Annotated in this window: 13 protein-coding genes; 4 read left to right on the top strand and 9 right to left on the bottom strand. The window is 69.7% G+C overall.

The window, feature by feature from the left end:
• Window positions 1-50: 50 nt before the first annotated feature.
• Genes BHU15_RS30745 through BHU15_RS30735 form a run of 3 tightly spaced genes read right to left on the bottom strand, consistent with a single transcriptional unit; the run spans window position 51 to window position 2,013 of the window.
• Window positions 51-1,196: an AAA family ATPase gene (locus tag BHU15_RS30745; RefSeq protein ID WP_069630127.1), complete on the bottom strand. Its 1,146-nt coding sequence runs from the start codon at window positions 1,194-1,196 to the stop codon at window positions 51-53.
• Window positions 1,193-1,738, bottom strand: a complete 546-nt coding sequence (locus BHU15_RS40795) for a DUF2742 domain-containing protein (protein WP_174566069.1) — start codon at window positions 1,736-1,738, stop codon at window positions 1,193-1,195. The genes BHU15_RS30745 and BHU15_RS40795 overlap by 4 nt, the downstream gene beginning before the upstream one ends.
• Before the next feature lie 59 nt (window positions 1,739-1,797).
• Window positions 1,798-2,013 (bottom strand): helix-turn-helix transcriptional regulator, encoded by a 216-nt coding sequence (locus tag BHU15_RS30735; RefSeq protein ID WP_069630126.1) that lies wholly within the window; start codon window positions 2,011-2,013, stop codon window positions 1,798-1,800.
• Window positions 2,014-2,105: 92 nt separating this feature from the next.
• Here BHU15_RS30735 and BHU15_RS30730 point away from each other — a divergent pair, with 92 nt between their 5' ends.
• Both BHU15_RS30730 and BHU15_RS30725 read left to right on the top strand, forming a co-directional pair.
• The gene (locus tag BHU15_RS30730; protein ID WP_069630125.1) at window positions 2,106-2,579 is read left to right on the top strand and encodes a helix-turn-helix domain-containing protein; all 474 of its coding nucleotides are present in this window, start codon (window positions 2,106-2,108) and stop codon (window positions 2,577-2,579) included.
• Complete coding sequence (locus tag BHU15_RS30725; protein WP_069630124.1) at window positions 2,542-3,642, top strand: tyrosine-type recombinase/integrase; 1,101 nt, start codon at window positions 2,542-2,544, stop codon at window positions 3,640-3,642. The genes BHU15_RS30730 and BHU15_RS30725 overlap by 38 nt, the downstream gene beginning before the upstream one ends.
• Before the next feature lie 21 nt (window positions 3,643-3,663).
• On the opposite strand, the gene glnA is transcribed toward BHU15_RS30725, so the two are convergent.
• Window positions 3,664-5,073: a type I glutamate--ammonia ligase gene (glnA, locus tag BHU15_RS30720; protein ID WP_023542261.1), complete on the bottom strand. Its 1,410-nt coding sequence runs from the start codon at window positions 5,071-5,073 to the stop codon at window positions 3,664-3,666.
• A 253-nt stretch (window positions 5,074-5,326) separates the two neighbouring features.
• On the opposite strand from glnA, the gene BHU15_RS30715 reads away from it, so the two are divergent.
• Window positions 5,327-5,791: an RDD family protein gene (locus BHU15_RS30715; RefSeq protein WP_023542262.1), complete on the top strand. Its 465-nt coding sequence runs from the start codon at window positions 5,327-5,329 to the stop codon at window positions 5,789-5,791.
• Window positions 5,792-5,870: 79 nt separating this feature from the next.
• Here BHU15_RS30715 and BHU15_RS30710 read toward each other — a convergent pair whose 3' ends face one another.
• The 4 genes from BHU15_RS30710 to lipB form a co-directional block, all read right to left on the bottom strand.
• On the bottom strand, window positions 5,871-6,569 hold the full coding sequence (locus BHU15_RS30710) for a DUF4191 domain-containing protein (RefSeq protein WP_031231876.1): 699 nt from the start codon (window positions 6,567-6,569) through the stop codon (window positions 5,871-5,873).
• Window positions 6,570-6,588: 19 nt separating this feature from the next.
• The gene (locus BHU15_RS30705) at window positions 6,589-6,822 is read right to left on the bottom strand and encodes an SCO2195 family GlnR-regulated protein (RefSeq protein ID WP_023542264.1); all 234 of its coding nucleotides are present in this window, start codon (window positions 6,820-6,822) and stop codon (window positions 6,589-6,591) included.
• A gap of 286 nt (window positions 6,823-7,108) precedes the next feature.
• Window positions 7,109-8,074 (bottom strand): lipoyl synthase, encoded by a 966-nt coding sequence (gene lipA, locus BHU15_RS30700; RefSeq protein WP_031231878.1) that lies wholly within the window; start codon window positions 8,072-8,074, stop codon window positions 7,109-7,111.
• A gap of 182 nt (window positions 8,075-8,256) precedes the next feature.
• Window positions 8,257-9,078 (bottom strand): lipoyl(octanoyl) transferase LipB, encoded by an 822-nt coding sequence (lipB, locus tag BHU15_RS30695; RefSeq protein WP_069630128.1) that lies wholly within the window; start codon window positions 9,076-9,078, stop codon window positions 8,257-8,259.
• 302 nt (window positions 9,079-9,380) lie between these two features.
• Here lipB and BHU15_RS30690 point away from each other — a divergent pair, with 302 nt between their 5' ends.
• Complete coding sequence (locus BHU15_RS30690; RefSeq protein ID WP_069630123.1) at window positions 9,381-10,955, top strand: NsdA family TPR-like regulatory protein; 1,575 nt, start codon at window positions 9,381-9,383, stop codon at window positions 10,953-10,955.
• A gap of 30 nt (window positions 10,956-10,985) precedes the next feature.
• Here the strand turns inward: BHU15_RS30690 and BHU15_RS30685 are convergent.
• A partial coding sequence (locus BHU15_RS30685; protein WP_141726911.1) for an FAD-dependent oxidoreductase occupies window positions 10,986-11,823 on the bottom strand: 838 nt, incomplete at its 5' end.

Here is an 11,823-nt window from a genome sequence, read left to right as displayed (position 1 = left end):
GTGTCCCCTGGGGGACACTGGGGGACACCCAGGGGACACGGGGACACCGGTTACGCCACCTCCTCGAACGGCTTGACGAGGGTGTGCAGTTTGGACCGGTTGGGGCCGTCCTTGACGTCGATGAAGCCCTCGTCAACGAGGCGCGCGACCGCTGCGGCGACGACGTCCTTCTTGCCGCCGACGCGGTCCTGGATGCCACGGGCGTTGACGGGCTCGCGGGCGCCTGCGATGGCGTCCGAGACCTTCCGCATGACCTCGGTCGGCCGGAAGGGGCCGACGTGCTCGACAGGGGCATACAGGGACGCCTCGGTGAACGTCTCGTCGCGGGACTTCAGGACGAAGTCGGCGAACCAGTGCAGGCCGCTGGTGTGCGGCAGCGCGTGCTTGCGGAGCTGGCCCGGCCGGTCCTTGGCGATGCGCACGGTCGACTTGCCGGTGACGCCGACGCCGAACGCCTGACGGTTCTCCAGCACGTACATGGCCCCGTTCAGGCCGTTGAGCTTGTGGACGCCGCCGATGGCGTACCGGCCGCGCCCCTCCTTGTCCTTCACGACGTGATCGAGCGTGGCCACTGCGGCGCCCATCTCTGCGATGGGCCGCAGCAGCATGCGCCCGAACTTCGCGACGTCGGTGTTGTCCTTCAGTTCCATGCCGTGCATGGCCATGCCCTCGGTCACGCCGTCGATGGGCACGAAGGTGGGTCGCAGGTCGTTGAGTGCCTGGCCGATCTCTAGCCGGTTGAAGCCGATCGTCAGGGGTTCCTCGGGCCGGATGTACGCGAACCGGGCACTGATGTCGGCGACGCTGGCGCCGAGGGCGAGCAGCCGGCCGACGACACCGGGGGCGTCGTCCTCGAAGTCGATGAAGACGACGCCGTTCCCGGCGGCCAGCTCGTGGGCCACCGCCATGAGCGCGAACCACGTCTTGCCGCCCTCGGACTCGCCGACGACCGAGTGCATGCGCCCCGCGTAGAACAGGGGAACTCCGTCGTCACGTTGCCCGACGGTGGGCACGGGCGCCTTGTATGACCCGTCGAGCACTGCGGCAATGTCGCGCGGTCGCCACGTCGGCACCGGGGTGGGCTGGGTCGCCACGGTGAGCCGTGTCGGCTCCGGCGCGTACGGGGTCTCGGAGTGGTCGGGCGGTGGGTCGCCGCCCCACTCCTCGCCCCACATCTCCGGTTCAGGCTGGGTCACGCTGCGGCCCGCCCCTCTTCGGTGTACGTGTAGGTGAGGTACCGGCCGGGCTTGCCGGGCACGGCGATGGGCGGCCAGCCGGGCGTGGGCACCAGCTCGTGCGGCTCGTATGGCCGCGCGGCGGCATCGAGCACGGCCAGGGGCACCCCGGAGGAGATCGGCGGCCGTGCCCTGATGGCGTCGTCCAGGTCGGCGGCGATGTCGGCCCCGTACTTGCGCCACATCTCGGCGTAGTCGAGCGCGGCGGCCAGGCGCTTCGGGTCCTCGGGTTCGAGGTCTTTCCACGCCTGGGTGCCGTACCGGGGGAACTCGCGGTCGAGGAAGCGGGCCTTGGCGTCGGTCCACCACTGCCCGGCGTCCGAGGGGGCCGCCGGAGCTTCGGGCATTTCGTTACGCATTTCGTTACGCTGCTCGTCGTCTGGCTCGATGCCGCAGGCGTCGTCGCAGTCCTCGGGGTCGCGGTGGCCGCAGTCGAGCGGCTCACACCGCAGGGCGGCTTCCCGCCGGCGGGCGAGCTGTGCCACGATGGGCTCTGCGCCCACTGCGCTGGATTCCTGAAACGCCCCGCCTAGCCCGCGGGGCGTTTCTGCGTTCTCGTTCGTCATGCGGCTTTCCGCCCTCCGGCCTGTTCGGCGTCCCACTGGGCCAGTGCGGCCAGGCTGTATCGCGCCTGGCGACCGGCCTTCATGTAGGCGGGCCCGTAGCCGATCTGCCGCCAGTAGCGGATCGTGCTCTCGGCGATGCGGTACCGCTCGGCGACCTCGGCGGACGTCAGGTATTGGGGCTGTCCGATGCGCTCTGCTAGCCCTTCAGTCATCGATCTTCTCCTTGTGAAGTCTCGATCTTCACGTAGCGATGGTTCAAGCTAGCACTGTTGCTCACTGATGGGGAAGTAGGTACCTTCAGCACGTGAAGATTGACGAGGTCGGGAAGTCCTTCGGTGCCATGGTTCGCACCGCTCGGGAGAATCAGCAGATGACGCAGGCGGCTCTTGCTGCGCAGCTCGGAAAGATCCTCAACAAGGAGGTGAACCCGCTTGCCGTGACCCGCATTGAGGCCGGCTCCAGGCCGGTGCCTCTCCAGGAGGCTGCCGCGCTGGCCCGCATCCTGAATCTTGAGATTGATCCTTTGATCAACCCGGCCCCGGTCCGCATGTCGCGTGATGAACTCGCACACCGGGCCGAGGAGGTCCGCGACCAGATCAACAAGATGCACTTGGAAGAGGTGCGCTTGATGACGACCTCCGCCTCGGCGAATCAAGGTCTTCGTCAAGTGCGGACCCGCAAGGCCGAGTTGGAGCGGGAGCTTCAGGCGGTGCAGCGGGCGGTGCAGAGAGACGGAGACCGTGGCGAGCAAGAACATCCAGAAGCGCCCGAACGGTAAGTGGCGCGCGCGATACAGGGACCTGGCGGGCAAGGAGCACGCTCGGCATTTCGGTCGGAAGCTCGACGCCGAGAGGTGGCTCGACGAAGTAACAGCCGCCCTGGTGACCAGCACTTACGTAGACCCGAAGGACAAGAAGCTCACGGTCGATGAGTGGTGCGACCTGTGGATCGAGTCTTACGCGAAGCGGGCATCGACTGTGCGTCAGGCGAAGGTGCACCTGGCGCAGATCCGGACGGAGTTCGGGCCGCTCCCGCTGATGGCCGTGGACGAGATGGCTGTGAAGCGCTGGATGGCCCGCCTGCTGCGAGCCGGGGTGGCGCAGTCGTACCGGTTCGCACTGCATAGCCGGCTGTCTCAGGTGATGCGGGCCGCGGTGCGAGCGAAGAAGATCACGGCAAACCCGTGTTCACGAGAGTCCTCGCCTGGCGGTGGCAAGCAGCGCCCCTACGTCTGCACGGACGCGCAACTGTGGCAGCTCTACGAAGCGGCGGAGCCGAAGTACCGCCCGGCTCTCCTGCTAGGGGCATTCGCCGGCTTGCGCACGGCGGAAGCGTGCGGGCTGCGGGTCGCTGACGTTGACCTTGATGCGATGACAGTGACGCCGACGGTGCAATACCCGGCCCAGCCGCTCAAGACAGAGACGAGCGTGGCGGCCGTACCGATCCCGCCGGTGTTCGCGGGGGAGCTCAAGCGGCTGCTCGACGGCCGCGCTGATGGGTGGGTACTACCCGACGACGAGGGCGAGCAGTTGGGGCCGTGGAAGATCGAGCGGCACATGCGCCGGATTCGCAGGAAGGTCGCGGGGCTGTCCCCGGACTTCCGGTTTCACGACCTCCGCCACTACTACGCGAGCATGCTCATCGCGTCGGGCGCGGACGTAAAGGTGGTCCAGCAGCGACTGCGGCACTCGAAGGCGACGACGACGCTGAACACTTACGGTCACCTCTGGCCGGACTCGGACCAGTCGACTCGGACCGCAGTAGAGCGCGCAATGGGACCCTTGATCAACAACTCTGCGGACCCTCTGCGGACTGGCAGAGGGTCCGCAGAGGGAACCTAGAGCGTAGAGGTCTGTTGATCTTTAGATGTCGAAGTACAGCTCGAACTCGTGCGGGTGCGGGCGGAGTTGGATCGGGGCGATTTCGTTCGTGCGCTTGTAGTCGATCCACGTCTCGATCAGGTCCGACGTGAACACGCCGCCCGCCTGGAGGTACTCGTTGTCGGCCTCCAGGGCCTCCAGTACCGCCGGGAGGGAGGTCGGGACCTGGGCCACGCCCGCGTGCTCCTCCGGGGCCAGTTCGTAGAGGTCCTTGTCGATCGGCTCCGCCGGCTCGATCTTGTTCTTGATGCCGTCGAGGCCCGCGAGGAGCAGGGCCGAGAAGGCCAGGTACGGGTTGGACGACGGGTCCGGGGCGCGGAATTCGACGCGCTTGGCCTTCGGGTTGGAGCCCGTGATCGGGATGCGCATCGCGGCCGAGCGGTTGCGCTGCGAGTAGACCAGGTTGACCGGGGCCTCGAAGCCGGGGACCAGGCGGTGGTACGAGTTCACCGTCGGGTTCGTGAAGGCCAGCAGCGACGGCGCGTGGCGCAGGATGCCGCCGATGTAGTAGCGGGCGGTGTCCGACAGGCCCGCGTAACCCTGCTCGTCGTAGAAGAGCGGGTCGCCGCCGGCCCACAGGGACTGGTGGACGTGCATGCCGGAGCCGTTGTCGCCGAAGATCGGCTTGGGCATGAAGGTCGCGGTCTTGTTGTTGCGCCAGGCGACGTTCTTCACGATGTACTTGAAGAGCATCAGGTCGTCGGCCGCGGCGAGCAGCGTGTTGAACTTGTAGTTGATCTCCGCCTGGCCGGCGGTGCCGACCTCGTGGTGCTGGCGCTCGACCTGGAGGCCGGCGGCGTCCAGCTCCAGGGAGATCTCGGCGCGCAGGTCGGCGAAGTGGTCGACCGGCGGGGCCGGGAAGTAGCCGCCCTTGTAACGGACCTTGTAGCCGCGGTTGTCCTCGGTGGAGCCCGTGTTCCAGGCGCCGGCCTCGGAGTCGATGTGGTAGAAGCTCTCGTTCGACGTCGTGTTGAAGCGCACGCTGTCGAAGACGTAGAACTCGGCCTCCGGGCCGAAGTACGCGGTGTCCGCGATGCCGGTCGAGGCGAGGTAGGCCTCGGCCTTCTTGGCGATGTTGCGCGGGTCGCGGCTGTACTGCTCACCCGTGATCGGGTCGTGGATGAAGAAGTTGATGTTCACCGTCTTGTCGCGACGGAACGGGTCCACCCGAGCGGTCGACAGGTCGGCGCGCAGCGCCATGTCCGACTCGTGGATCGCCTGGAAACCGCGGATCGAGGAGCCGTCGAAAGCCAGCTCGTCGTCCGGGTTGAACGCCTTCGCCGGGATCGTGAAGTGCTGCATCACGCCGGGCAGGTCGCAGAAACGGACGTCTACGAACTTCACGTCCTCGTCCGCGATGAACTTCTTGGCGTCATCGGCGTTCTGGAACATCCAGCTCCTCCTCCTCCCGTCCCCGGGGAGGGGCGGGGGTTTATCGCTACTGGTCGTGCGGCCAGTGCGGTGGCACACGCAGGACCCGACCATAGGTATGCGGGATTTCTCAAGCATGACCCATTTGTTTCGCCGAAGTTAACCGGGCTGGGTGTGCGCCGTTCCGCAGACCGGCCAGCGCGGCTGGAAACGGCCTGTGGAGGGGGTACCCCCAGGGGCTCGGGTACGGACGCGCGCGCAGTACCGTGGTCGGGTGGACAACAGGGAAGCAATCGGATCGTGGCTCTCCGGACCGCGCGCGGCGGCCGAGGAGATGGGCACGGACTTCGGGTACCGGGGCGAGCGTCTCGGGCTGCCCAAGGAGGGGCCCGGTTCCGCCGCCTCCATGGGGCGGCGCTTCGGCGCGCTCTTCCTCGACTGGGCGCTGTGCATGCTCATCGCGTACGGGCTCTTCGCCCGCGACGCGCAGGGCGCGGCCAACTACGCGCTCGGCGTTCTCCTCGTACTGAACATCCTCACCGTCGGGACGGTCGGCTCCACCCCCGGCAAGCGCCTCCTCGGCCTGCGGGTCGTCTCCGAGAGCCGCGACCGGCTCGGCTTCGGGTGGGCCGTGGTCCGCAGCGCGCTGCTGTGCCTCGCCGTACCCGCCCTCGTGTGGGACCGCGACGGGCGCGGGCTGCACGACCGGCTCGCCCGTGCCGTACAGGTGCGCATCTAGAGAGCTGAGAAGCTGAGAAGTTGAGAGAGGGCGGCGGGGAACTCGCGTTCCCCGCCGCCCTCTACGTGTGTCCCGGCCGTCAGCGCGTCTTTCCGCCCCGCGGCATCCGCATGCCCTTCGGCATCGGGCCCTTCGGCAGCGGCATGTTGCTCATCAGGTCGCCCATCGCCCGCAGGCGGTCGTTCGCCACCGTCACCTGCGGGCCGGAGAGTACCCGAGGCAGCTTGAGCATCGTCGTACGGACCTTCTTCAGCGGCACCTGACCCTCGCCGTCGCCGACGATGATGTCGTGCACCGGCACATCGACGACGATGCGCGCCATCTTCTTCTTCTCGGCCGCCAGCAGGCTCTTCAACCGGTTCGGGTTGCCCTCGGCCACCAGGACGATGCCGGCCTTGCCGACCGCCCGGTGGATCACGTCCTGGCTGCGGTTCATCGCGACCGCGGGGGTGGTGGACCAGCCGCGGCCCACGTTCTCCAGTACGGCCGCCGCCGCTCCGGGCTGGCCCTCCATCTGCCCGAAGGCAGCACGCTCGGCGCGGCGTCCGAAGACGATCGCCATCGCGAGGAAGGCCAGAATGAAGCCCAGAATGCCCAGATAAATGGGGTGACCGACCAGAAAGCCGATCGCGAGGAAGACGCCGAAGGTGACGATTCCCACGCCCGCGACGACGAGACCGACCCTCTTGTCGACCCGTCGGGTCATCTTGTAGGTGAGGGCGATCTGTTTCAGTCGCCCAGTTTCCGCCGCAGTGTCTGCGTTTTCCTTCCTCGCCATGAACGGAAGTTTACGTCGCTCAGGAAGTACGGCCCGACACGGCCTCCAGTACGTGCTGCGCCTCGACCCGGTCCTGTGCCCTGCGGCGGTCTTCCAGTACGGCCGTCCAGGCGTTCCTGCGGGCCCTGCGCTGGCCGCTGCTGAGGAGGAGCGACTCCATGGCGCGCAGCGCGTGGGAGACGGAGGGCAGGGTGGTGGGGCGGGTGGCTGCCGCCATCACCTCGGTGATGGGTCGTACCGGCGCGGCCTGCATGGTGGCTGTTCCCCCTAGGAACGAGTGCGAGCGGGAGTGGGAGCGGGTGGCGAGGGAGGATGCGTACTGACGAGGGTCACTCTCCGGTGTTACCAGTGCGTGACCTGACGGTCAAACGGTGGTGAATGCCCGAAGCCGTACCCCCGAACGACGCCGCGGCCCGTACGCGGCCCCTGCCTGAGGGGAGCGTACGGGCCGCGGCGGTGCGGCCGTTACTGTTAAGTAGTCTCTTGTGCTCGGATTCACACAGTGGGCGCGCGCGACGCGCGGGCACAAGCCGGCGGATTCACACCGCCTGGCGGACAGCGTCCGCGCTCCGGCGCTCCATCGCCTGCTGGAACAGCCGCCCCGCGCGGTACGAGGACCGGACCAGCGGTCCCGACATCACACCGGAGTAGCCGATCGCGTCGGCCTCGTCCTTCAGCTCCACGAACTCGTGCGGCTTCACCCAGCGTTCGACGGGGTGGTGGCGCGCGGACGGCCGCAGATACTGCGTGATCGTGATCAGTTCGCAGCCCGCGTCGTGCAGGTCGCGCAGCGCCTCGCTGACCTCTTCACGGGTCTCGCCCATGCCCAGGATCAGGTTCGACTTGGTGATCAGACCTGCCTCGCGGGCCCGTGTGATGACTTCGAGGGAGCGCTCGTAACGGAAGCCGGGACGGATCCGCTTGAAGATCCGCGGCACCGTCTCGACGTTGTGCGCGAGCACCTGCGGGCGCGAGGAGAAGACCTCGGCCAGCTGCTCGGGCTCGGCGTTGAAGTCGGGGATGAGCAGTTCGACCTTCGTACGGCCGGCCTCACGCGCCGCGGTCTGCGCGTGGATCTGGCGCACGGTCTCCGCGTACAGCCACGCGCCGCCGTCGGGCAGGTCGTCGCGCGCGACGCCGGTGATCGTGGCGTAGTTCAGGTCCATCGTGACGACGGACTCGCCGACCCGGCGCGGCTCGTCGCGGTCCAGCGCCTCGGGCTTGCCCGTGTCGATCTGGCAGAAGTCACAACGCCGCGTGCACTGGTCGCCGCCGATGAGGAAGGTCGCCTCGCGGTCCTCCCAGCACTCGTAGATGTTGGGACAGCCGGCCTCCTGGCACACGGTGTGCAGACCCTCGCTCTTCACGAGCTTCTGCATCGCGGTGTACTCGGGCCCCATCTTCGCCCGGGTCTTGATCCACTCGGGCTTGCGCTCGATGGGGGTCTGGCTGTTCCGGACCTCCAGGCGCAGCATCTTGCGTCCGTCGGGTGCGACAGCGGACACGTCCGGCACCTCTCTCTGCTGGCGCGGCATTCGAATCTTCGGCGAACACCAGAGTACGCCCGTTGATTGCTTGGTAGTGCGTGGCCATGGCATCGCATGGCGTAGGGACAACCGGTGGGTGGTGAGGGGCATTCCCTCCGTGGGCGGGGCGGTGGGCGGGGCTGCCGGCGGGTTGTGCGGCTTCAGGCGCGCGCCGGCGCGACGGACTCGGCCCCGACCTCGCGGGGTTTGGGCTCCGCCGCCTCCAGCACGTCGCGCAGATGGCGCTCCACCACCGGAAGCACCTCGGTGACGCCGAGGTCGTGGCCCAGTTCGTACGAGAGCGACGTCACGCCCGCGTCCCGGATCCCGCACGGCACGATCTTGTCGAACCAGGTGTTGTCCGGGTTCACGTTCATCGAAAAGCCGTGCATCGTCACGCCCTTGGCGACGCGGATGCCGATCTGGGCGAGCTTGCGGTCCTCGCGGCGCTGGCCCGCGTTGGACGGCGCGTACTCGGGGCCGTTCAGCCGGGGATCGAACTCCGAGTCGTTCACCCGGGGGTCGAAGTCCAGCGACAGACCGCCCGCGCCGACCGGGGCGGGACGCTCCTCCACCGGATCGCCGAGCACCCATACGCCGCTGCGGCCCTCCACCCGCGTCGTCCGCACGCCGAAGTCGGCCGCCGTACGGATCAGCGCCTCCTCAAGACGGCGTACGTGGGCCACCACGTCCACCGGGCGCGGCAGCTTCAGGATCGGATAGCCGACGAGCTGGCCGGGGCCGTGCCAGGTGATCTTGCCGCCCCGGTCGACGTCCACGACAGGAGTCCCGTCCAGGGGGCGCTCACTGTCCTCCGTACGCCGCCCCGCCGTGTAGACGGGCAGATGTTCGAGCAGCAGGCAGGTGTCGGGGATCTCGTCCGCGAAGCGGGCCGCGTGGACCTCGCGCTGCTTCTGCCATGCCTCCCGGTACTCCACGGCGTCGCCGCCGAAGCCCAGATGGACGAACCGCAGCTCACTCACGGGCATTGCCTCCCTCGCTCTGCGCCCGGGATCCGGGGGATGTCCCCGCGACAACCGGGCACGTGCACATATCGCGCACCAGCCACTGTACGGCCGCGTCGCGCGGAGCGATCCGGCAGGCCCGAAGGGCCCTCAGTGCGGTACGGGGCCGATGGAGGCGGCACGTCAGCCAAGGCCGCAATCCTCACACGATCGGATGAATGTGGGACGAACGTGACGGTGCGGGCGGCTTCGACCGCTAAATTCGCGCCGTTCCATGAGGGCTGCTCCCGGGGCCCGGAAGGCAGGAGACCGTACAGCTGATGTCGGAACGACCTCCGCAGCGCATCCCCAACCGCCAGCTCGCCGCGCTCATCGCAGAAGCCGGTTTCTCCAACGCAGGTCTCGCCCGTCGGGTGGACCAGCTCGGGCTCGAACACGGCCTCGACCTGCGGTACGACAAGACGTCCGTGACGCGCTGGTTACGCGGCCAGCAGCCACGCGGCACCACACCCGCACTGATCGCCGAGGTCTTCACGCGCCGCCTCGGCCGCCGGCTCTCCGCGCAGGACCTGGGGCTCGACGCGTGCGCGCCCGTGTACGCGGGGCTGGAGTTCGCGTCGACCCCCGAGGAAGCCGTCGACATCGTCGGCGGGCTCTGGCGCAAGGACTCGGGGAGCCACGCGGAGCTGCGCAAGATCGCGTTCACCCCGGCGGGGCTGGTGGTGCCGAGCCGCGACTGGCTCATCGGCCGCGCCGACGAGCGGGTCGGGCACGACGGGTCGGCGGCGGCGTCCGTGGCGGCCTCGTCGGGTGCGACGGGTGCGACGACCGGTCAGCCCGGCGCCGCCTCCTACGGAAGCGGAGGCGGAGGTGGTGGCGGCTCCGCGGGGCCGGTCAGCGTCCGCGTGCCCGCCCAGGGACGGGGGACCGTGCCCCGGCAGGCCGTCCCCGCCGGTGTTCCGCCGGCCCGCCAGACGGACCGGGTCGCCGGTCAGCGGGTCGGGGGCGGCGACGTCGCGGCGCTGCGTTCCGTCAGCGAGCTGTTCCGCACCCTCGACCAGGCGTACGGCGGCGGCCACGCCCGCCAGGCACTCGTCCGGTACCTGGAGCACGAGTGCGAGCCGATGCTCCGGGGTGTGTACGGCGAGACCACCGGACGGCGGCTGTTCGCCGCCGCGGCCGACCTGACCAGGCTGGCCGGCTGGACCTCGTACGACATCGCCGCGCACGGGCTCGCCCAGCGCTACTTCGTCCAGGCGCTGCGGCTGTCCCAGGCGGCCGGGGACCGGGCGTACGGCTCCTTCGTACTGATCACCATGAGTAGGCAGGCCGTCTACCTCGGCCACGGCCGGGAGGCGGTCCAGCTCGCCCGGGTCGCCCAGCAGGGCGTCGGGTCCGCCGCGCCGCCCGTGGTGCAGGCGCTGCTGCACTCCGTCGAGGCGCGCGGGCACGGCGTGCTCGGCGAGGCGCGGGCCTGCACCACCTCGCTCGCGCGGGCCGAACGCGCCCTGGAGTCGGCGCGGCCCGGCGACGAGGTGCCGCACTGGGCGCGCACCTTCGACGAAGGGCAGCTCGCCGACGAGTTCGGGCACAGCTACCGGGACCTCCAGCAGTACCGCGCCGCCGTCCAGCACGCGGAGCGCTCCCTCCAGTTGCGGTCACCGGCGTTCGCGCGCAGCAGGCTCTTCTGCCGGGTGGTGCTCGCGTCCGCCCGGCTGGGGCTCGGCGAGCTGGACCAGGCGTGCGCGCTGGGAGCGGAGGCCGCGCAGCAGGCGACGGAGATCCGCTCGGCGCGTGCCGTGGACTACGTACGGGACTTCGAACGGCGGCTGGAGCCGTACCGGGAGGCGGCGGCGGTACGCAACTACCGGGACCGGATCGCGGCGTTCGGCTGAGAGCCGCCGTCCGGGGCGCTGCGCGGGCTCCTACGCCGCTGTCGGGAGCTGGAGGGTCCCCTGGTCCGGCCGTACGCCCAGATCGTCCAGGATCGCGTACGCGGCCCTGCGGCCTGACGAGAGCGCGCCCTGGACGGTGCTGGTGTCGCGGTGGTCCCCGCACACGTACAGGCCCGACAACAGCCGTACCTGGCGGCGCAGATCGTGCGGAGCCGGCATGGCGGGCACCGCCTCGGAGTCGTGCTGGACGGCCAGCAGCTCCCAGTCGGCGGTCGACGTGCCGTACAGCGTCGTGAGATGCGCGCGGACCGCGCCGTCGAGTTCCGCCTCGGGCGGCGGCGTACGGAGCCCGAGCACCGTCGAGGAGATCAGCGGCCGGCCCGCCGGGGCGCGCGACGGGTCCACCGCGCTCATCACCGTCGTGTGGGCGACGGGGCCGCCGCGCCGGTCTCCGTCCAGGAGCAGCGCCGGTTCGGTCAACGGGGCCGTGGGGGCGGTGTGGTGAAGGACCGTCACGGGGTGGAAGTCCGGCACCCGCAGGCCCGGCAGCAGCTCGGCGGCGGCGCGGGCGCCGGTGGCCACGAGCAGGGAGCGGCAGGTGATCTCGCCGTGCTCCTTCGTACCGACGGAGCTGATCGACGCGTCCGTCACGCACACGCCCGTCCGCACGGTGCCGGGCGGCAGCGTGGCCGCCAGCAGCTCGGGCAGGGCGGTGGCGCCGCCCTCCGGGACGCACAGCCGGCCCCGGGCGAAGCTGCGCAGCGCCAGGTCGGCGCAGCGGCTCGACGTGGTGAGGTCCGGGTCGCAGAGCAGCGCGGACGGTGGACGGTTTCGTACGCCCCCTCCTGTCCGCGCTGCTCTGCGACCC

This window comes from Streptomyces niveus (assembly GCF_001723055.1).
Classification (GTDB): Bacteria; Actinomycetota; Actinomycetes; order Streptomycetales; family Streptomycetaceae; genus Streptomyces; species Streptomyces niveus.
The sequence above is the reverse complement of the archived record's forward strand: the minus strand, read 5'-3'. Positions and strand labels throughout refer to the sequence as shown.